This is a genomic window from Streptomyces sp. NPDC056738 (assembly GCF_042790435.1).
Taxonomy (GTDB): Bacteria; Actinomycetota; Actinomycetes; order Streptomycetales; family Streptomycetaceae; genus Streptomyces.
This window is the reverse complement of record NZ_JBHTZF010000019.1, coordinates 63137-84290: the sequence shown is the minus strand read 5'-3', so window position 1 is coordinate 84290 and position 21154 is coordinate 63137. Positions and strand designations below refer to the sequence as shown.

17 protein-coding genes are annotated in these 21154 nt (G+C 70.6%); 10 read left to right on the top strand and 7 right to left on the bottom strand.

The window, feature by feature from the left end; all coding sequences use genetic code 11:
* Positions 1–20: 20 nt before the first annotated feature.
* On the top strand, positions 21–812 hold the full coding sequence (locus tag ACFRIC_RS36415) for an aldo/keto reductase (RefSeq protein WP_382795427.1): 792 nt from the start codon (positions 21–23) through the stop codon (positions 810–812).
* 197 nt (positions 813–1009) lie between these two features.
* The gene (locus ACFRIC_RS36410) at positions 1010–1705 is read left to right on the top strand and encodes a glycoside hydrolase family 75 protein (protein ID WP_382795303.1); all 696 of its coding nucleotides are present in this window, start codon (positions 1010–1012) and stop codon (positions 1703–1705) included.
* A 50-nt stretch (positions 1706–1755) separates the two neighbouring features.
* Here the strand turns inward: ACFRIC_RS36410 and ACFRIC_RS36405 are convergent, their stop codons facing one another.
* The 3 genes from ACFRIC_RS36405 to ACFRIC_RS36395 all read right to left on the bottom strand — a co-directional run bounded on the left by ACFRIC_RS36405 (position 1756) and on the right by ACFRIC_RS36395 (position 5173).
* Complete coding sequence (locus ACFRIC_RS36405; protein WP_382795301.1) at positions 1756–2457, bottom strand: SDR family oxidoreductase; 702 nt, start codon at positions 2455–2457, stop codon at positions 1756–1758.
* 131 nt (positions 2458–2588) lie between these two features.
* Positions 2589–3554, bottom strand: coding sequence for a class I SAM-dependent methyltransferase (locus tag ACFRIC_RS36400; protein WP_382795298.1), 966 nt, complete (start codon positions 3552–3554; stop codon positions 2589–2591).
* 134 nt (positions 3555–3688) lie between these two features.
* Positions 3689–5173: a cellulase family glycosylhydrolase gene (locus ACFRIC_RS36395; protein WP_382795295.1), complete on the bottom strand. Its 1485-nt coding sequence runs from the start codon at positions 5171–5173 to the stop codon at positions 3689–3691.
* Between the two features lie 255 nt (positions 5174–5428).
* Between ACFRIC_RS36395 and ACFRIC_RS36390 the strand changes: the two genes are divergently transcribed.
* The 4 genes from ACFRIC_RS36390 (at position 5429) to ACFRIC_RS36375 (ending at position 13062) form a co-directional block, all read left to right on the top strand.
* Positions 5429–8353: a glycoside hydrolase family 48 protein gene (locus ACFRIC_RS36390; protein WP_382795292.1), complete on the top strand. Its 2925-nt coding sequence runs from the start codon at positions 5429–5431 to the stop codon at positions 8351–8353.
* Positions 8354–8516: 163 nt separating this feature from the next.
* Positions 8517–11201 (top strand): cellulose binding domain-containing protein, encoded by a 2685-nt coding sequence (locus ACFRIC_RS36385; protein WP_382795289.1) that lies wholly within the window; start codon positions 8517–8519, stop codon positions 11199–11201.
* Between the two features lie 185 nt (positions 11202–11386).
* Complete coding sequence (locus tag ACFRIC_RS36380; protein ID WP_382795286.1) at positions 11387–11917, top strand: hypothetical protein; 531 nt, start codon at positions 11387–11389, stop codon at positions 11915–11917.
* Positions 11918–12216: 299 nt separating this feature from the next.
* Complete coding sequence (locus ACFRIC_RS36375; RefSeq protein ID WP_382795283.1) at positions 12217–13062, top strand: class I SAM-dependent methyltransferase; 846 nt, start codon at positions 12217–12219, stop codon at positions 13060–13062.
* A 335-nt stretch (positions 13063–13397) separates the two neighbouring features.
* On the opposite strand, the gene ACFRIC_RS36370 is transcribed toward ACFRIC_RS36375, so the two are convergent.
* Entirely contained in the window at positions 13398–14342 is a 945-nt protein-coding gene (locus tag ACFRIC_RS36370) for a helix-turn-helix transcriptional regulator (RefSeq protein ID WP_382795280.1), read from the bottom strand.
* 39 nt (positions 14343–14381) lie between these two features.
* Here ACFRIC_RS36370 and ACFRIC_RS36365 point away from each other — a divergent pair, with 39 nt between their 5' ends.
* Entirely contained in the window at positions 14382–14972 is a 591-nt protein-coding gene (locus ACFRIC_RS36365; protein WP_382795277.1) for a hypothetical protein, read from the top strand.
* Entirely contained in the window at positions 14969–15460 is a 492-nt protein-coding gene (locus ACFRIC_RS36360; protein WP_382795274.1) for a hypothetical protein, read from the top strand. The genes ACFRIC_RS36365 and ACFRIC_RS36360 overlap by 4 nt, the downstream gene beginning before the upstream one ends.
* A gap of 68 nt (positions 15461–15528) precedes the next feature.
* On the opposite strand, the gene ACFRIC_RS36355 is transcribed toward ACFRIC_RS36360, so the two are convergent.
* Both ACFRIC_RS36355 and ACFRIC_RS36350 read right to left on the bottom strand, forming a co-directional pair.
* On the bottom strand, positions 15529–16245 hold the full coding sequence (locus ACFRIC_RS36355) for a class I SAM-dependent methyltransferase (RefSeq protein WP_382795270.1): 717 nt from the start codon (positions 16243–16245) through the stop codon (positions 15529–15531).
* Positions 16246–16250: 5 nt separating this feature from the next.
* On the bottom strand, positions 16251–16556 hold the full coding sequence (locus tag ACFRIC_RS36350) for a 4a-hydroxytetrahydrobiopterin dehydratase (protein WP_382795267.1): 306 nt from the start codon (positions 16554–16556) through the stop codon (positions 16251–16253).
* A 688-nt stretch (positions 16557–17244) separates the two neighbouring features.
* Between ACFRIC_RS36350 and ACFRIC_RS36345 the strand changes: the two genes are divergently transcribed.
* Positions 17245–18099 carry a helix-turn-helix domain-containing protein gene (locus ACFRIC_RS36345; RefSeq protein WP_382795264.1) on the top strand — a complete coding sequence of 285 codons (855 nt, stop codon included), beginning with the start codon at positions 17245–17247 and terminating at the stop codon, positions 18097–18099.
* Between the two features lie 214 nt (positions 18100–18313).
* Positions 18314–19177 carry a helix-turn-helix domain-containing protein gene (locus ACFRIC_RS36340; protein ID WP_382795261.1) on the top strand — a complete coding sequence of 288 codons (864 nt, stop codon included), beginning with the start codon at positions 18314–18316 and terminating at the stop codon, positions 19175–19177.
* Here ACFRIC_RS36340 and dnaK read toward each other — a convergent pair.
* The gene (dnaK, locus tag ACFRIC_RS36335; protein ID WP_382795258.1) at positions 19171–21075 is read right to left on the bottom strand and encodes a molecular chaperone DnaK; all 1905 of its coding nucleotides are present in this window, start codon (positions 21073–21075) and stop codon (positions 19171–19173) included. The two genes, ACFRIC_RS36340 and dnaK, sit on opposite strands and share 7 nt — an antisense overlap.
* Positions 21076–21154: the final 79 nt, after the last annotated feature.

Genomic DNA, 21154 nt, shown 5'->3' with positions numbered 1-21154 from the left:
TCCTGAACAACGGCGTCGAGATGCCCCAGCTCGGCTTCGGTGTCTGGCAGGTGCCGGACGACGAGGCGGAGCGGGCGGTCGCCACCGCACTGGAGTCCGGGTACCGCAGCATCGACACAGCGGCGATCTACGGCAACGAAGAGGGCACCGGCAAGGCCGTGCGCGCCTCGGGCATCGCCCGCGAGGAGCTCTTCGTCACCACCAAGCTCTGGAACAGCGACCAGGGGTACGACTCCGCGCTGCGCGCCTTCGACACCTCGCTGGAGAAGCTCGGCCTGGACTACGTCGACCTGTATCTGATCCACTGGCCGACGCCGGCCCGCGGGCGTTACGTCGACACGTTCAAGGCCCTGGAGAAGATCTACGCCGACGGCCGCGCCAAGGCCATCGGCACCTCGAACTTCCTCCCGGAGCACCTGGCGAAGCTGATCGAGGAGACGTCCGTCATCCCGGCGGTCAACCAGATCGAGCTGCACCCGCACCTCCAGCAGCGCCCGGCCCGTGAGTTCCACACCGAGCAGGGCATCGCCACCGAGGCCTGGTCTCCGCTGGGCCAGGGCAAGGGCCTCCTGGAGGTCCCGGCGATCGTCGCCATCGCCCAGAAGCACGGCCGCACCCCGGCCCAGATCGTCCTGCGCTGGCACCTCCAGCTCGGAAACGTCGTGATCCCGAAGTCCGTGACCCCGTCCCGGATCAAGGAGAACATCGACGTCTTCGACTTCTCCCTGGACACCGAGGACATCGCGGCGATCTCGGCACTGAACGAGGACCGCCGGCTGGGGCCCGACCCGGCCGCGTTCGACATCGGCTGACCGGCCCGCCGGCACCGAAGCGCCGGCCCGACCGGCAGCGGCCCGCGGCCCGGATGCTCACCGCATCCGGGTCACGGGTTTTTTTAACGCCCTTGGACCGGACCAACCGGGACTCAAGTCTTGACGCGCTCATGCAAACGGGGCCACCGTGGAGCAACCCGGTAAGGAAAGTTTCCTAACAGAAGGGTTCCCCCACAGTGCGCACTCGAACACTGACCCTGTCCGCGGCCTTCGGAGCGGCACTGCTCGCCCTCGCCACGCTCCCGGCCAGCGCCTCCGGAACCACCGCACCCCGCTCGGCACAGGAGGGTTCGGTCAGCGCGGCCGCCCTCCTGGCCAAGGTGACGTCCTGTTCGCAGATCTCGAACGGCAAGTACCGGACGGACGAGGAGACCTCGGCCACGATCCCCGTCTGCGGCAAGAACGGAGCCGTGTTCTGGAAGGCCGACATGGACATCGACTGCGACGGCCAGGTCACCGCCAAGTGCAACTCCGGCACCGACCCCTGGTTCCAGGACGACACCGCCTTCCATCAGTCCGACGGCCGGGCGCTGCGCGCCGACACGCTGCCCTACGTCGTCGTGCCGAGCTCCAGCAGCATCTGGAAGTACACGAGTTCGGGCATCAAGGGCGGCGGTGTGGTCGCCGTCGTCTACAACGGCAAGGTCGAGTACGCGGTCGTCGGCGACACCGGACCGACGCAGATCATCGGTGAGGCGTCGTACGCCACGGCCAACGCGCTCGGCATCGACCCCGACCCGGAGACGGGCGGAGCCGACAGCGGAGTGACGTACATCCTGTTCAAGAACTCGCAGGTGTCCCCCATCGAGAGCCACAGCGCGGCCGTGTCGCTCGGGGACTCCCTGGCCCGGCAGTTCCTCGCGAACAACTGACGAGCGGGGGACGGAGACGGCCCGCGGGGCGGGAACGCCCCGCGGGCGGATCAGACGGGCTGGCCGATCGGGCGGACGACCACCGTGTTCACGTCGACGCCCGCCGGCTGCCCGACCGCCCAGACGATCGAGTCGGCGAGCTGCTCCGCCGTCAGGAGCTGCCCCGGCGGCAGGCTGCCGTAGCTGTCCCAGAACGGGGTCTCCACCCGGCCGGGCGAGACCAGCGTGACGCCCACGCCGTACTCGGTGACCTGGCGCCTGGTGTTCTCCGCGAGCCCGGTCACCGCCCACTTGGTCGCGCCGTAGATGTTGCCGGGCGTGTTCACGTGCCCGGCGACACTGCCGATCAGCACGATGCGGCCGCGGGACTCCTTCAGCGCGTCGATGGACGCCCTGATGAGCAGCGCGGGCCCCAGCACGTTGGTCAGCACCATCTCGGACCAGCCGGCGGGGTCCCCGTCCGCGACCGTGTCGTGGGTGGCGAACCCGGCGTTGGCGACGACGGTGTCGAGGCGCCCGAACTCCTTGAGCGTCGCCTCGACCGCGGCCCGCACCTGGTCGTACTCGGCCGCGTGCCCCACGAGCGTCAACAGCCCTTCGGGGCGGCCGAGTTCCTCGGCGAAGGCGTTCAGCCGCTCCTCTCCGCGCCCGGTGACGGCCACCCGGTGCCCGGCGTCGAGCAGCCGGCGGGCGACCGCGGCTCCGATGCCGCTTCCGCCCCCGGTGACGAGCGCGACGGGAGAATCGGTCATGGTGTACCCCCTGGGGTGTCCGGCCCCGCGGCCGGCCGACTGTGCCTCGAACTCCGGGAGTTCATCACTTGGAGCGCGCTCGATGTCAAGGCCCGCCGACCGCGCTCGCGGCCGGCCGGCGGTCGCCGTGACTACTCGGGCTTGACTCCCACGTACACCGTCATCGCGGTCAGGACGAACGGGTCCGAACGGTGGTGCACGCTCGCCTTGTCCTCCGGGTCGAGCAGGCGGTCGAGCGTGGCGAGGTCCTCGGCGTCGAGGCCTTCGGCGAGGCCCTCACGCCTGCGGGTGAGCGCGGTGACGACGAAGGCGCGGGCCTCGTCCGAGATCGGGGCGGGCAGGTCGAGCAGGAAGGTGCGGGTCGCCGTGTGGCGCAGCCCGACGGCGGTGAGCAGGGCGGGCCAGTCCTCCGTCTCCGCCACCGATCCGGGCAGCTCGGCCCGCATCCGGGTGAACCACTCGTCGTGCACCGCGTCGATACGGGCCTCCAGACCGGGCCGGCCGATGCCGGTGTCGCGCGGGAGGAAACGCGTGGGCAGGCCGCCCTCCAGCAGGGCGAGGGTGCCACCGGGTGCCAGGCTCCGGACGAAACCGGTGAGCGCCGCCCGCTGGTCGCCGACGTGGTGCAGCGACCTGCTGGCCCACAGCAGGTCCGCCGGGTACTCCAGGTCCCCGACGCCCTCGGAGAGTTCGGCCTCGATCGTGCTGAACCGGTCGGCGAAGCCCAGCCGCTCGGCGCGGGCGCGGGCCTCCACCAGCAGGGGCTCGGCGCCGTCCACGGCGACGATGCGGGCACCGGGGAACTTCTCCGCGAGCAGGCCGGAGATCACACCGGGGCCGCTTCCGGCGTCCACGATCAGCCCGGGATCGGGCCGCTGCTCCCGCAGCCACTCGGCCGCCTGGACGTAGGCCGGGGTGAACAGCTCCGCCTCCTGCACCAGCATGGGCAGCATCTGGCCGAAGTCCATGTGGGTGTGGTCGTGGCCGGCGCCGTGCCCCTGGCCCGGCGCGGAACCGTGGTGCGAGCCGTGGCCGTGAGCCCCGCCCCGGGGGTGCGCCGGGCCGCTGCCGTGCTCGTGGTCGTGGTCCTGTGCCATGGGGCAAGCCTCTCTCTCGGGATGAGGACAGCCTGCTCCGCCACTCCCGGAAACGGCCAGTCGTGTTGCCCGAACGGCAAAAAATCGGGCGCCTCCGGACATCCGGAGGCGCCCGCCTTTCCCGGTGCCCGCCGTCAGCCGTTGAGAGCGCGCAGATGGTCGCGCAGCCCGATGCCGTAGGCGGTCGGGGTTCCGTCGTAGTTCGAGATCAGCGACGGACCCGAGGAGCAGTCCCAGGTGTTCCAGGTCCAGCCGAGATACGAGAGCCCCCGGTCGTCGAACCACTTCATGACGGTGTCGACGAACGCGTGGGAGCAGGTGTTCTCCCCGATCTCGCCCGCCACCAGCGGGACTTGGGCGGCGACGGGAGCCAGGGTGGAGTTCCAGCAGCTCTCGCTCGCACAGGTGTTGAAGTTGTAGACGTGGTACGCGGCGACGAGGTTGCCCGTGGGATCACTGGGTTTGTACGTCAGCCATTGGCTCAGGTCGTTCGAGTACGCGAGACCGCCGGCCAGGATCAGGTTCTTGGCGCCGGTGCCGCGCACCGCGTCGACCAGGTCCTGCATTCCGGCGACCTCGTAGGAGATGCCGGGGCAGGTGCCGCCGTCGCGCCAGCAGGTCCACGCCTGGGTGGTCGTGGAGGTCGCGCGGTCGGGATAGGGCTCGTTGAACAGGTCGAAGGCGACGGCCGGGTCGTCCTTGAAGGTGCTCGCGACCGAGGACCAGAAGGACGGGGTGTACTGCGCGTCGGGCATCGGTTTCTGGCAGGTGGCGTGCACGTCGGAGCAGCCCGCCGAGTTGCCGGTGTACTGGCCGTAGGTCCAGTGCAATTCGACGAGCGGCGTCATGCCGTGCGCCTCGACCTTGGCCACCAGGTCCTTGACCGCGGCGATGTAGTGGGCGCCCGCGTACTCCGGCTTGATGTTGGAAAGCCCCAGCCAGCACTCCTCGTTCAGCGGGATGCGGACCGTGTTGGCCTTCCAGTCGGCGATCGCCTTGACGGAGGCGTCGTCGACGGGACCGTCGAAGAAGCCGTAGCCCTGGACGCACATGAACTCGCCGCCTGAGCGGTTGACGCCGAGCATGCGGCGGGTGGCTCCCGCCGAGTCGACCAGCTTGTTGCCCGAGACGTGCAGTTTCGGCGCCTCGCCGCCGGTCGGCGGCGGATCGGTGGGCGTGGGTGTGGGAGTGGGTGTCGGCTGGGTGTCCACGTTGCAGGTGGTGCCGTTGAGCCGGAAGGCCGTCGGCACCACGTTGCTTCCCGACCAGGACGCGAGGAATCCGGCACTGACGCTCGCGCCGCTCGCCAGCGAGCCGTTCCAGCTCTCGTTGACCACGGTGACCGTCGTACCGGACTGGGACCACTTGCCGTTCCAGCCCTGGGTGACCTTCTGACCGGCCGGGAAGTCGAAGCCGAGGCTCCAACCGCTCAGCGCGGCCATGTTGTTGGTGATTTTCACGGCGCCCTGGAAGCCGGTGTCCCACTGGCCGGTGACCGAGTACTCCACCGTGCACGCGGGAGTTGCTCCCGAGGCCGTGACGACCGGCGCGACAACCGTGCCGACGAGGGCGACGGCGGCGCCGATGACCAAGAGCGACAAACGCGGGGGGTGACGCATGAAGCGACTCCTTGCAGCTCTGACGCGCCGTGACGGACGCGTCGACTGATGGAACCGCTCCCACTGGTGCGGACGAAGCTAGCGCCAAGTGCCCGCGTTGCCCAGAGGGGTCACGCAGTTGATCTGTCGAATCATTTCGACTCTTCAAGCACCTTGACCGCTCACACCCCTCTCTCCAATATGGGAGCGCTCCCACTGGTTCAAGGCTTGTTGCTCCTCCCCCCATTCTCCGAGCCGCAAGGAGGAACCAGCACCATGGATCCGAGCCCTCGATGGAGACGTCGTCGCAGGTCACGACGGTTGTGGACCGCCGTAGTGGCGACACTCGCCCTCCCGCTCACGACATTGGCGACCGGTACGACTCCCGCACACGCGGCCACGGTTCAGTGCAGCGTCGACTACAAGACCAACGACTGGGGATCCGGCTTCACGGCTGATCTGACGATCACCAACCGGGGCGCCGACTCCATCAACGGCTGGACCCTGACCTACGCCTACACGGGCAACCAGACGCTCACCAACGGCTGGAACGGCACGTGGTCCCAGTCCGGCAAGACGGTCACCGTGAAGAACGCCGCCTGGAACGGGACGATCGGCGCCGGAACCGCGGTGACCACCGGCGCGCAGTTCACCTACAGCGGCACCAACGCGGCCCCCGCGTCCTACGCCGTCAACGGCACCACCTGCACCGGCGCGCACCAGCCGCCGATCACCGTGCTGACCAGCCCGGCGGCCGGCGCCGTCTACACCCAGGGCGACGCCGTCCCGATGGCCGCGACCGCGGCGGCGGCCGACGGCGCGACCATCTCCAAGGTCGAGTTCTACGACGACACGACCCTGCTCGGCACCGACACCAGCTCGCCGTACACGCTGTCGGCGTCCGGACTGGCCGTGGGCAGTCATTCCATCGTCGCGAAGGCCTACGACAGTCTGGGCGCGTCGGCGGCTTCCGTACCGGCCGGCATCACGGTCGCCGCGGGACCGGCGATCGTCGCGTCACCGACCCAACTCGGCGTCCAGCAGGGCAAGTCGGGAACGTTCACGGTCAAGCTCTCGACCCAGCCGAGCGCCAACGTGACGGTGGCGGTGGCCCGGACGGACGGGAACACCGGGCTGTCGGTGACCGGCGGTTCGAGTCTGACCTTCACCCCGTCCAACTGGAACACCGCCCAGACGGTGACGATCACCGCCGACGCCTCGGGCACCGGGTCCGCGACCTTCACGGCCTCGGCGACCGGTCAGGCCAAGGCCACGGTGACCGTGACGGAACTGGCCGCGACGAAGGCGTACGACGCGCGCTTCCTGGACCTCTACGGCAAGATCACCAACCCGGCGAACGGCTACTTCTCCCCCGAGGGCATTCCCTACCACTCGGTGGAGACGCTGATCGTCGAGGCGCCGGACCAGGGCCATGAGACGACGTCAGAGGCGTACAGCTATCTGATCTGGCTCCAGGCGATGTACGGGAAGGTCACCGGCGACTGGTCGAAGTTCAACGCCGCGTGGACGACCATGGAGACGTACATGATCCCCACGCACGCCGACCAGCCGACCAACTCGTTCTACAACGCGTCCAAGCCGGCCACCTACGCGCCCGAGCTGGACACCCCGAACGAGTACCCGGCCAAGCTCGACACCGGAGTCTCCGTCGGCACGGACCCGATCGCCGGCGAGCTGAAGAGCGCGTACGGCACGGACGACGTGTACGGCATGCACTGGCTCCAGGACGTGGACAACACCTACGGCTACGGGAACGAACCCGGCAAGTGCGAGGCCGGTCCCACCGCCACGGGTCCGTCGTACATCAACACCTTCCAGCGCGGCGCGCAGGAGTCGGTGTGGGAGACGGTTCCGCAGCCCACCTGCGACGCCTTCAAGTACGGCGGGAAGAACGGCTACCTGGACCTGTTCACCGGGGACTCCTCGTACGCCAAGCAGTGGAAGTACACCGACGCCCCCGACGCCGACGCGCGTGCGGTGCAGGCCGCGTACTGGGCCGACGTGTGGGCCAAGGCCCAGGGCAGGAGCGCGGACGTGTCGGCGACCGTCGGCAAGGCGGCGAAGATGGGCGACTATCTGCGCTACGCCATGTACGACAAGTACTTCAAGAAAATAGGCAATTGCGTCGGACCGTCGACCTGTGCGGCCGGCACCGGCAAGGACGCCTCCTCCTATCTGCTCTCCTGGTACTACGCCTGGGGCGGCGCCACCGACACCTCGGCGGGCTGGGCCTGGCGGATCGGCTCCAGCCACGTCCACGGCGGCTACCAGAACCCCCTGGCGGCGTACGCGCTCAGCACCAACGCCGACCTGAAGCCCAAGTCCTCGACAGGCGCGGCGGACTGGGGCACCTCCCTCACCCGGCAACTGGAGTTCTACCGCTGGCTCCAGTCGAGCGAGGGCGCCATCGCGGGCGGCGCGACCAACAGTTGGGCGGGCCGCTACGCGACACCTCCCACGGGAACGCCGACCTTCTACGGCATGTACTACGACCAGCAGCCGGTGTACCACGATCCGCCGTCCAACCAGTGGTTCGGCTTCCAGGCGTGGTCCATGGAGCGGGTCGCCGAGTACTACCAACAGACGGGCAACGCGAGCGCCAAGGCGGTCCTCGACAAGTGGGTCGCGTGGGCGCTGTCCAAGACCACGATCAACCCGGACGGCACCTACCAGATCCCCTCCACCCTCCAGTGGTCCGGTGCGCCGGACACCTGGAACGCGTCGAGTCCCGGTGCCAACAGCGGACTTCACGTCACCGTCGCCGACTACACGAACGACGTCGGGGTGGCCGCCGCGTACGCCAAGACCCTGTCGTACTACGCCGCCAAGTCCGGCAACACCCAGGCGAAGACGACGGCCAAGGCGCTTCTGGACGGCATGTGGAACAACTACCAGGACGGTCTGGGCATAGCCGTTCCGGAGACGCGCGCCGACTACAACCGCTTCAACGACAGCGTGTACGTGCCGAGCACGTTCACCGGCACGATGCCGAACGGCGACGCGATCAACTCGTCGTCCACGTTCGCCTCGCTGCGGTCCTTCTACAAGAACGACCCGGCCTGGTCGAAGATCCAGGCCTATCTGGCGGGCGGCGCCGCGCCGTCCTTCACGTACCACCGGTTCTGGGCGCAGGCGGACATCGCCCTCGCCATGGGTTCGTACGCGGAGCTTCTCGAATAGTCCCCGCTGTGGCTCCGGGTACGCGGTCCTGTCCCTGACGGCAGGACCACCGGCCGGGCGGTCCCTCACCACAACGAGGGCCGCCCGGCCGTCACTTGCCCCCTCTTCCCGGCTCGCTCCGCCCCATCCCCACTCCTCCTGTGCACCGGAGAGGACTCCCCCCGTGCGAAGAACACGCATCCTCACGGCCGTACTCGCCCTGGCCGCCGGCCTGTTGGCCGGCACCCCGCCCGCCCTGGCCGCGAACACCCCCACGACGACGGCCGCGAGCACCTCCACGGCAAAGGTCGCGGCCGACACGTACACCTGGAAGAACGCCCGCGTCGACGGCGGAGGCTTCGTCCCCGGCATCGTCTTCAACCGCTCCGAGAAGAACCTCGCCTACGCCCGCACGGACATCGGCGGCGCCTACCGCTGGGTCCAGGCCACGAAGAGCTGGACCCCACTGCTGGACTCGGTCGGCTGGAACGAGTGGGGCCACACCGGCGTCGTCAGCCTCGCCTCCGACTCCGTCGACCCGGACAAGGTGTACGCGGCGGTCGGCACGTACACCAATGACTGGGACCCGACGAACGGGGCCGTGCTGCGCTCCGCCGACCGCGGGGCGAGCTGGCAGAAGACCGATCTGCCCTTCAAGCTGGGCGGCAACATGCCCGGACGCGGCATGGGCGAGCGGCTGGCCGTCGACCCCGCCAAGAACAGCGTCCTCTACCTCGGCGCGCCCAGCGGCAAGGGGCTGTGGCGTTCCACGGACTCCGGGGTGAGCTGGTCGCAGGTCACGGCGTTCCCGAACCCGGGCAACTACGTCCAGGACTCGACCGACACCAGCGGCTACGCCTCCGACAACCAGGGCGTCGTGTGGGTCACCTTCGACGAGTCCACCGGCACCCGGGGAAGCGCCACGCAGACGATCTACGTGGGTGTCGCCGACAAGGACAACGCGGTCTACCGCTCGACGGACGGCGGCGCGACCTGGTCCCGGCTCGCCGGACAGCCGACCGGGTACCTCGCCCACAAGGGCGTCCTCGACGCCGCGAACGGCTATCTCTATCTCGCCTACAGCGACAAGGGCGGACCGTACGACGGCGGCAAGGGCCGGCTGTGGCGGTACGCGACGAAGACCGGGACGTGGACGGACATCAGCCCGGTGGCGGAGGCCGACACCTACTACGGCTTCAGCGGGCTGAGCGTCGACCGGCAGCACCCGGGAACCGTGATGGCGACGGCGTACAGCTCCTGGTGGCCGGACACGCAGATCTTCCGGTCCACGGACAGCGGCGGGACCTGGACCAAGGCCTGGGACTACACGTCGTACCCGAACCGCTCCAACCGCTCCACGATGGACGTCTCGTCCGTGCCGTGGCTGACCTTCGGCGCGAATCCCGCGCCGCCCGAACAGACCCCCAAACTCGGCTGGATGACCGAGGGGCTGGAGATCGACCCGTTCGACTCGGCCCGCATGATGTACGGGACGGGCGCGACGATCTACGGTACCGAGAACCTCACCAACTGGGACTCCGGGAGCCAGTTCACCGTCAAGCCCATGGTCCAGGGTCTGGAGGAGACGGCCGTCAACGACCTCGCCTCTCCCCCGTCGGGTGCTCCGCTGCTCAGCGCGCTCGGTGACATCGGGGGTTTCCGGCACACGGATCTCACCAAGGTCCCGTCGATGATGTACACCTCGCCGAATCTCACCTCCACGACCAGCCTCGACTACGCCGAGACCAACCCGAACACGGTGGTCCGGGTCGGCGACCTCGACTCCGGGCCGCACATCGGCTTCTCGACGGACAACGGCGCCAACTGGTTCGCGGGCAGCGACCCTTCGGGCGTGACCGGCGGCGGCACGGTCGCCGCGGCCGCGGACGGCGGCCGCTTCGTGTGGAGCCCGGCGGGCACCGGGGTGCAGTACACCACCGGGTTCGGCACGTCGTGGTCCGCGTCGAGCGGCATCCCGGCGGGCGCGATCGTCGAGTCGGACCGGGTCGATCCGAAGACCTTCTACGGCTTCAAGTCGGGCAAGTTCTACGTCAGTTCGGACGGCGGTGCGACCTTCACGGTGTCCGCGGCCGCCAACCTCCCCGCCGGGGACAGCGTGCGCTTCAAAGCCCTGCCTGGCACCAAGGGCGATGTGTGGCTGGCGGGCGGCGCGAGCGACGGCGCGTACGGGCTGTGGCACTCGACGGACGGCGGGGCGGCCTTCACCAAGCTGTCGAACGTCGACCAGGCCGACACCGTCGGCTTCGGCAAGGCGGCGACCGGCTCCTCGTACCAGACGCTCTACACCAGCGCCAAGATCGACGGCGTACGCGGGATCTTCCGCTCGACGGACAAGGGCGCGAGCTGGACCCGCGTCAACGACGACGCCCACCAGTGGGGTTGGACCGGCGCGGCCATCACCGGGGACCCGCGGGTCTACGGGCGCGTGTACGTGGCCACGAACGGACGCGGGATCGTCTACGGCGACACCTCGGACGCCGGGGGCGGTGACGGGGGCGGCGGTACGGACCCGACGCCGCCGTCCACCGGGGCCTGCACGGTGACGTACAAGATCACGAACCAGTGGCAGGGCGGCTTCCAGGCGGACGTGTCCCTCACCAACACCGGCTCCTCGGCCTGGACCGGCTGGAACCTGGGCTGGTCCTTCACCGACGGCCAGAAGATCACCCAGCTCTGGAACGCCGACTACACCCAGGCGGGCGCGGCCGTGACGGCCAAGAACGTGAGCTGGAACGCGAACGTCGCCGCCGGTTCGACGGTCGGTTTCGGCTTCACGGGGAGCTGGACGGGGGCGAACACCAAACCGTCGGTGTTCAGGCTGGGGGATCGGGCCTGTGCGGTGAGTTGAGCGCGCGGATCCCTCACCCTCGGGGCACCTGCCCACCGGCCTGTGCCGGTCGGACAGGTGCCCCCGGGCGGCCCGGCCCACCCCCCTTGATGATCACGACTACGTCACCTCCTTCACGCAAGCCTCACACCGTCTTCACATCCCCCGATATCGTCGCCCCATCACGATCCATCCCTGGGGGGACCATGTCGCACAACAAGCCATCGCGTGAGCACGAGCAGCCGCCCGTAGCACCCGGGTTCGCGCCGGGGCCGGCGAGAGCTCGCAGGGCACGAAAGCGCCACCTGCTGCCGGTGGTCGCCGTCGCGGTTCTGTTCGGCGTCGGCGCCTGCGGCAGTGGCAGCAGCGACGACAAGAGCGACACCACGAAGGTCGCGGCCGCCAAGGCGCGGCCCACCGTCACCGTCACGGCGACGGCTACCGCGACCGTGACCGCGGAGCCGGAACCGGCTCCGACCGTGACCGCGACGAAGACGGTCAAGGTGAAGGTCACCGTCACCGCGCACGCGGCCTCGGGCAGCGGCTCCGGCAGCAGCGGAAGCACTGGCGGCGGAACGAGCGTCAGCACCTGCTCGATCACCTCGAACGCCGGCAACTGCTACTCGGCGGGCCAGTACTGCCGCAACAGCGACCACGGCGCCTCGACGACCACGGCGAGCGGCACCAGGATCACGTGCGCGTACCGCTCCGGCGGCTGGCGCTGGACGTACAGCTGACGGGATTCCGCCGCCCCGGACCACCCGGCCGACACGGAGCCCGGCCCGGCTGGTCGCGGGCAGCCGCGGAGCCTCCCGTGGGGAGCCGGGAGGTGCGGCGGACCCGTGAAGAGCACAGCTCGGGCGGGGTCCGAGGGGTGGCGGTCCCGGTCCGGTAGGGCCGGGAAGGTCACACGCACACCATGCATCAGGAACCGGCCACAGCAATAGGGTCCGGCCGAAAATCGATCGTGTGAGTCGTGTGGGTCGCCGGGTGAACCGGTGGCGGCCGGCGGCGGCGCCTCCTAGTTTGTGCCTTCGTGACCGATGAGCAGAGGACGCGCAGGGACCGACTCGGCCTCGGCCGGGTGTTCGACGAGGTGCCGGAGCTCTACGACCGGGTCCGGCCGGGATACCCCGACGAACTGTTCGCGGACCTCGCGGCCGTCACCGGCATGGACGCGGGGTCGTCGGTGCTGGAGGTGGGCTGCGGCACCGGTCAGGCCACGCGGTCCCTGGCGGCGCTCGGATGCTCGGTGACCGCCGTGGAACCTGGCACGGGCATGGCCGCGCTCGCCCGTCGGCGGCTCGCGGCCCTCGGCGCCATCGACGTCGGGATCGAGACGTCGACGTTCGAGGAGTGGGACGACCGCGGGCGGCGCTTCGACGTCCTCGTGGCCGCGGCGTCCTGGCACTGGGTCGACCCGGCGATCGGCTGGCCGCGGGCGTACGAGGTGCTGCGGCCCGGAGGCTGGGCGGCGCTGCTCGGCCACGTCGTCGTCCGCAGACCGGGAGAACCGGAGGTCTACGCCGAGACCTCCACCCTCCACGAGCGGTTCGCCCCCGGGAATCCCGACTGGGGCCATCCCCCGCTGGAGGACGAAGTGCGCGCCACCGACACCGGCTGGGGCCTGGTCGAGGACCCAGGACCCCTGTTCGGCCCGACAACGGTGCGCTGGTACCCGACGGTCCAGCGGCTCGACGGAACCGGCTTCGCGGATCTCCTCCGCTCGACGTCACCGTACAGACGGCTCACCCCGGCCACCCGCGAGCCCCTGCTCGACGCGATCGCGGAACACATCCGAACCCGGATGAACGACAGGGCGACCCGCCGCTATCTCACGGTCCTGCGGGTGGGACGACGCGCCGAGCCAAGGCCTGCCTGAAGCACCGGCCGCACGTATGCGAGCTTGGCTCAGCGAGAACAGTGACGCCGCCGCCTGCCTGGTCGAGCGTGGATACGACAACCGCCCATGACAGCAGCGAGCCCCGCCGGGCATCACTCCGGCGGGGCATCAGCAACAACCCGACTTGCTAGTCGATGTGTTGACGACCACTCTACGAGCCGCCACTGACAACGGGCTGAGGCTCCTGGCTCGGTGCCGGGATGCTAGCTGCGGGCGTGTGGTTTACGGGCGGGTCCGGGCGAGGTTCACCGGTTCGAGGCCCCTCCCAGTCGCCGCCGTCCGCACCGGAGTTGCCGCTTCGGGGCGAGCGCTCTCTACGCGTATCTGCGGGCCAGTTCCGCCACCGTCTCGGCGATGCGGGCGCGTAGTTCGGGTGGTTCCAGGACCTCGACTGCCGTCCCGAGGCGCAGGAAGTCGTCGTGGGCCTGGTCCAGGGATTCGACGGGGACGGTCGCCCGGGTCCAGCCCTCCTCGTCCGTACGCCCGTCGGCCACCACAGCCTGGCCGGCCGGACCGCTCAGGCGGGCGCCGGGCGCGATCCGCACGACCACCTCCGCCCGGTGCAGCCTTTCGTGGAAGCCCCGTTGATATGCGGTCCAGTACGCCGCCAGGTCGAATCCCTCAGGCCGGACGAACTCCTCCTCGGACGCCTGGAGTTCGAGGATCTGGTCCACGCGGTAGGTGCGCGGCCCCGGGCCCGCGACGACGTACCAGCGACCGGCCTTCAGGACGAGCCCGTACGGTTCCAGGCGCCGCTCCACATCGGTGGGCTCTCGCCAGCGCCGGTAGCGGATGTCCAGGGCCCGGCCGTTCCAGACGGCGTCGGCGACGGCGGTGAGGTACGGGGTCGCGTCGGCGTCCGCGTACCAGCCCGGCGCGTCCAGGTGGAAGCGGCCGCTCACCCGGTCCGCGTGCTCGCGCAGTTCACGCGGGAGGGCGGCACGCACCTTGAGCTGGGCGGCCGCGAGCACCGCGCCGAGTCCGAGTTCGGCGGCGGGCCCGGGGACCCCGGCGAGGAACAGCGCCTCGGCCTCCTCGGTGGTGAGGCCGGTGAGGCGGGTGCGGTAGCCGTCGAGCAGGCGGTAGCCGCCCGCGTGTCCCGCGTCGCCGTACAGCGGGACGCCCGCGGCGCTCAGCGCCTCCACGTCCCGGTACACGGTCCGGACCGAGACCTCCAGTTCCTCGGCGAGCTGGGCGGCGGTGAGTCTGCCGCGGGTCTGGAGCAGCAGGAGGATCGAGATGAGACGGCTGGACTTCACTGACACAGGATGTCAGTGAAGCGGCCCTAGCGTCCTGCCATGACTTCAGCCACCTCCACACCCGGCGCGGTCCCCGCGGCGCCCGCCGGACCGGCGTCCTCCGGGACTTCCACCGGTTCCGGCGCGTCTCCCACCCCGGTCCCGGTCCCCGCACCGTTCCGGGAGAAGCTCCTGACCGTGCCGCCGCCCATCGAGACGGCGGGTCGGTGGATCAAGCGGTACCACGTGACCGCGGACCCCGCCGGTATCGAGCCGGAGGTCGAACGGGCGGCCCACGCGGTGCTGCCGCGGCTGCTTCCCGAGCCGGACGGCACCCCGCCCGCCACGTTCACCGTCCTGCACCGGGGCGGCGACGGCAGCGCCTATCTCTGCGCGTACAGCTGGGTCTGGGACAACGTCCTGCACTTCCGGGCCGCCGCCGCGGGCCAGCCCGTGCTCGGCTGCCCCGACCGGGACCCGACGAACTTCGTCGTCACGGAACGCCCGTGGATCGGCTGCGTCTGGGAACTGCCGCCGATCCTGCACGAGCGGAACGCCTGGGTACGGCACCTGCTCGCCTCCGAAGTACCCGACCTCGACGCCTACTTGGCCGACTCGCTGCCCGAAGGAACCACGGGAGACCGCACATGAACGACGTCCGCCACGACGCCCCTGCCGCGCACGGCTTCGACTTCTTCCACGGCGACTGGGACGTGGCCCACCGCCGCCGTACCGACTTCCTCGACCCGGATAGCGCCTGGGAGGAGTTTCCGGCGGTCACCCACTGCCGGTCCCTGTTCGGCGGCGCGGCGAACATCGACGAGATGGAGGTGCCGAGCCAGGGCTGGACGGGCCTGACGCTGCGGCTCTTCGACGTGGAGAGTGAACTGTGGTCGCTGAACTGGTCGTCCAGCCGCAGCGGCCGGCTGTTCCCGCCGGTGTCCGGGCGGTTCGGGCCGGACGGGCGCGGCGAGTTCCACGGCGACGACACCCATGACGGGAAGGACGTGCGGGTGCGGTTCGTGTGGTCGGGGATCTCGGCGACGACGGCCCGCTGGGAGCAGGCGTTCTCCGTGGACGGGGAGAAGACCTGGCTGACCAACTGGATCATGGACTTCACCCGGAGGGAGACCGGCTGACGTCAGGTGCCGGCCGGGGTCCCCGCACGTTCGCCGCTCGCGGAGGGCCCGCGGGGACCGGGGCCGGATCACTCCTTGCGGAAGGCCCGCAGGGTGAAGTCCGGTTCGCGGCGCGGGACGTCGGGACCCGGCAGGGTCTCGACCCGCTCGGCCAGCCCGGGCCCGCCGGCCGCGTAGAGACGGCCGTCGCGGATGTACTGGGCCACGCGGCGCGGGGTGCGGCCCTGGCCGTGACCGCAGAAGAGGGCCGTACCGCTCGGGACCAGGCCGTGCCCGGCGGCGTACGCCGTGACGCGTTCGTTCGCGTCCTCGGCGTGCTCGGCGCTCCAGGACGCGGTCAACGCGTCGATGTCGCTGCCGACATGGTGGGCCACGGCCTTGTCGACGGTGGTGACGAACACAGCCCCGGGGCGCAGGACGCGTGCGGCCTCGGCGACGACGGGCCCGGCGTCGTCCAGAAGATGGAGCAGCCAGACGGCGCACACGGCGTCGAACGAGCCGTCCGGGAAGGGGAGTCGGCGGCCGTCGGCGCGGACGACGGCTCCCGGGAGGCGTTCCGCCGCCCGGCGCGCCATGCCGTGGGCCGCGTCCGCTCCCGTCACCCGCAGGCCGGGCCGTCCGGCCGCGATCCCGCTCGTCACGATGCCGGTGCCGCAGGCCACGTCGAGCAGGCTGCGGGCGGTGTCGGGGACCAGCGCGAGGACGGCGGCAGCGGCAGCGGCGGCCCGTGGTGCGCCGCCGCGCGTCGCGTCGTAGCCGTCCGCTTCCTTGTCGTAGTCCAGCACGGACGTCAGCTCGCCCCGTGCCCCGGTGCGAGCGCCTCGACCCGGCGGGCGAGATCGAAGTCGAGGACGGTGACGGCGCCGCCGACGCTGTGGGTGTTCACGGTGAGGACGATCGTGTTGTAGCCGAGGGTGAGGTCGGAGTGGTGGCCGAGTTCCTCCTGCACCTGGGCGATGTGCACGACCATCGCGGTCGCCGCGAAATGTGTGCCGAGCCGGTAGGTGCGGGAGAGCCGGTCGCCGTCCAGCGACCAGCCGGGCAGTTCCGCCAGCCGTTCCTCGATCTCCTTGGGCTCCAGCGGTTCGACGGCCATGGACGTGATCCCTTCGTACGGCGGGTGGGGCGTGCGGGGCGGTGGGTCCGGGACGGGGCGCGGGACGGTCGGTCCGGGGTGGGGCGCGGGGGTCGGACCGGCGGCCGGCGACGCCCGGAGCGGGCCCTCGCCCAGCGTGCCACAGCGCCCACCCCTCGGCAGGGCGCGGCGGGCACCCCGGCTCGGCGGCGACGGCCGAACGGGCTACCCCGCCGCCGACCGTCCCCCGGCGACGGCGGCCGGGCCGCCGGGCTGCCGTCGCATGCGTACGCGGCCCACGCGACCGGCGGACGGCCGCGCACCCGTGCACGGCCGACAGCACCATCTGACGGCATCACATCCGTCCACGGCCGACAGCCCCTGCGGACAGCCGCACATCCGTGGACGCCGACAGCCCCAGCAGACAGCCGCACATCCCTGCACGGCCGAGGCATCAGCAGACAGCCGCACATCCGTGCGCGACCGAAGACACCAGCAGACAGCCGCGTACTCATACGCGGTCGACGACACGGGCAGGCGGCGCTGTACCCGTGCCGCGCGCGGTCGGCGGCCTCCGCCGCCCCGGGCCGCACCCGGGTCGGGCCCAGGCGGGGATTCCCGGAACGGGTCCCCGGGGCCGGTCCCCGGGGCGGGCCCGGGACCAGTTCCACAGGTCGTTCGCGTGCCTCTCCTCGGCTACCGTCCTCCTATGAGCATCGACCCGCCCGGTCCGGCCCTCACCCCAAGGACACCCACCCCAAGTGCCGCCAAGGACAACGGGGTCGGGCCGCTGCTGCGCGGCTGGCGGGAGCAGCGGCGGGTGAGCCAGCTCGAACTGGCCCTGCGGGCGGACTCCTCGGCCCGGCACATCAGTTTCATCGAGACGGGCCGCTCGCGCCCGAGCGAGGAGATGGTGCTGCGGCTCGCCGAGCACCTCGACGTGCCGGTCCGCGAGCGCAACGGGCTGCTGCTCGCGGCCGGTTACGCCCCGCGCTACGCGGAGACCCCGCTGGACGACCCGTCGATGGACGCGCTCCGCGAGGGCATGGAGCGGCTGATCCAGGGCTACGAGCCGTATCCGGCGCTGGTGGTCGACGCGACGTACGACGTGCTGGCCGCGAACCGAGGGATCGCCCTGCTGCTGGACGGGGTCCCGGAGCGGCTCCTCGTGCCGCCGCTCAACGCCATGCGGCTGACGCTGCACCCGGAGGGCCTGGCGCCGCGCATCCGCAATCTGCGCACGTGGCGGGACCACCTGCTCGCCCAGATGGACCGGCAGATCGCCCTGCGCCGTTCGGAGCCGCTGCGCGCGCTGTACGAGGAGGTGGCGGCGTATCCGGTCCCGGACCGGGACGCCGAGGCGGACGACGACGAGTCGCTCGGTCCCGCCCCCCACTTCGCGCTCCCGCTGCGGATCGAGCACGAGGGCCGGGTGCTGTCGTTCATCTCGTCCATCTCCACGTTCAACACCCCGATGGACGTGACGGTCGCCGAGCTGGCCATCGAGACGTTCCTCCCGGCGGACCCGGCGACGGGCAAGTACCTGCACGCGCTGCACTCGTGACGGCTCGCCCACCGGACGGGCGAGGAGCCGGCGACGACGGTGACGGCCGCCGACGACCGGTGACGGTGGTGCGGGAAGAGGGCGACAGAGGCTTCGGCAGAGGCTTACGAGGCGTCATATCACGCTGAATGACGTCGGGTTGAGGCCAAACGATGATGGTTCCGCACGGACATGGCACACTGCACGCATACTTCGGCGCGTGGGGAGGCGTGGCGTGAGTGAGCGGCGGCCGGCGCCCACGGTGGGGCAGGTGGTCCTGGGCCGACGGCTCCAGGAGCTGCGCGAGACCGCGGGCCTGAAGCGGGAAGAGGCGGCGCGTGTCCTGAGGGTCGCGCCGGCGACCGTGCGCCGGATGGAGATGGCCGAGGTCGCCCTCAAGATCCCCTACGTGCAGGTCCTGTTGACGACGTACGGCGTCGCCGACGACGAGGTCGAGACCTTCGTGGCGCTGGCCGAGGAGGCCAACGAGCCGGGCTGGTGGCAGCGGTACCACGACGTGCTGCCGGACTGGTTCAGCATGCACGTCAGCCTGGAGGGCGCGGCACGGCTCATCCGCAGTTATGAACCGCACTTCGTGCCGGGGCTGCTGCAGACCGAGGAGTACGCGCGGGCCGTGCTGGAGGCCGGGACGGTCGGGCAGACGGGCGCCGACGCCATAGACCGGCATGTGGCGCTGCGCATGAAGCGGCAGGCGCTGCTCACCCGTGAGAACCCGCCCCACCTCTGGGTGATCATGGACGAGACGGCCTTGCTGCGTCCGGTGAGCATCCGGGGTGAGGTCATGCGCGAGCAGATGGACCGGCTCCTCGAATGGGTCGAGCTCGATCACGTCACGCTCCAGGTCGCGGAGTACGCGGCGGGGCCGCACCCGGGGACGTACACGTCCTTCGCGCTGTTCCGCTTCGCCGAGCGAGAGCTGCCGGACATCGTCTACAGCGAGTACGTGACCGGCGCTCTCTATCTCGACGCGCGGGAGGAGGTCGCTCTGCATCTGGAGGTGCTGGACCACATGTCGGCCCACTCCGCCTCCGCCGAGCGCACCAAGGAGATCCTCCGGGAGTTCCGCGACCGCTACTGAGCGGCCCCCGGTCCCGGGGATCCGCCCCGGGTGCCCCCGGAGTCCCCTTCGCGGTCCTCGTCCACGATCTCCGCGTCCACCACGGCGTCGTCGTCGCCGGGGGCCTGCTCGGTGGGCGGCTGGTCCTGCGGGGCCGAACGCTGCTGGGCCTGGGCGTACATGGCCTGGCCCATCTGCTGGCTGACGCCGGCCAGCCGCTCGATGGCGCCGCGCAGCGCGGCGGTGTCGGTGGAGGAGTCTGCCAGGAGCTGTTTGAGCTCGTCGGCCGCCGAGGCGACCTGGGCCTTGGTGTCCGCCGGGATGCGTTCGTCGTTCTCGCGGACGAACTTCTCCGTCTGGTAGACGAGTTGCTCGCCGTGGTTGCGGGTCTCGGCCGCCTCCCGGTTGCGCCGGTCCTCCTCGGCGTACTGCTCGGCCTCGCGCACCAGGCGGTCGATGTCGTTCTTGGGCAGCGCGGAGCCGCCGGTCACGGTCATCTTCTGCTCGCGCCCGGTGGCCAGGTCCTTCGCCGAGACGTGGGTGATCCCGTTGGCGTCGATGTCGAAGGCGACCTCGATCTGCGGGACCCCGCGCGGCGCGGGCGGCAGACCGGTGAGGTCGAAGACGCCGAGCTTCTTGTTGTACGCGGCGATCTCGCGCTCTCCCTGGTAGACCTGGATGCCGACCGAGGGCTGGTTGTCGGCGGCCGTCGTGAAGATCTCCGAACGCCGCGTGGGGATCGTGGTGTTGCGCTCGATGAGGGTGGTCATGATGCCGCCCTTGGTCTCGATGCCGAGGGACAGCGGGGTGACGTCGAGGAGCAGGACGTCCTTCACGTCGCCGCGGATCACGCCGGCCTGGAGTCCCGCGCCGAGGGCCACGACCTCGTCCGGGTTGACGCCCTTGTGCGGGTCCTTGCCGGTGAGTTCCTTCACCAGGTCGGAGACGGCGGGCATCCGGGTGGAACCGCCGACCAGGATGACGTGGTCGACCGCGGACAGCTTCACACCGGCGTCCTTGACGGCCTGGTGGAAGGGCGTCCGGCAGCGGTCGAGCAAGTCGGCCGTCAGTTCCTGGAACTGAGCGCGCGTCAGCTTCTCGTCGAGGTGCAGCGGGCCCTGGGCGGTGGCGGTGATGTAGGGCAGGTTGACACTGGTCTCGGTGGACGAGGACAGCTCGATCTTGGCCTTCTCGGCGCCTTCGCGCAGCCGTTGCAGTGCCATCTTGTCGTGTCCGAGATCGATGCCGTGTGCGGCCTTGAAGCGCTGGGCGAGGTGCTCGACGACCCGCTGGTCCCAGTCGTCACCGCCCAGCCGGGTGTCACCGTTGGTCGCCTTGACCTCGATCACACCGTCGCCGATCTCCAGGAGCGAGACGTCGAAGGTACCGCCGCCCAGGTCGAAGACGAGGACGGTCTGCTCCTCCCCGCGGTCGAGCCCGTAGGCCAGGGCCGCGGCGGTGGGCTCGTTGATGATCCGTAAGACCTTCAGGCCCGCGATCTCGCCCGCCTCCTTCGTGGCCTGGCGCTGGGCGTCGTCAAAATACGCGGGCACGGTGATCACGGCGTCCGTGACGTCCTGGCCGAGGTAGGCCTCGGCGTCCCGCTTCAGCTTCTGCAGGACCCGCGCGGACAGTTCCTGGGCGCGGTAGCGGGTGCCGTCGACACCGCCCTTCTCGGGAAACCGCCAGTTCACGTCGCCCATGTACCGCTTCACGGACCGCGCGGTGCGCTCCACGTTCGTCACGGCCTGCCGTTTGGCGACCTCGCCGACCAGCACCTCGCCGTTCTTGGCGAAGGCCACCACCGAGGGCGTGGTGCGTGCTCCCTCGGCGTTGGCGACGACCGTCGCCTCACCGCCCTCCAGGACGGCCACCACCGAGTTCGTCGTACCGAGATCGATCCCGACCGCACGTCCCATGTCAGTCCCCTTCCGCCCCGGCTCTGCCCGCCCTCAAGCACAAAACCTGTGTTCTCGCTTGTCAATGGCGCGGACGGCC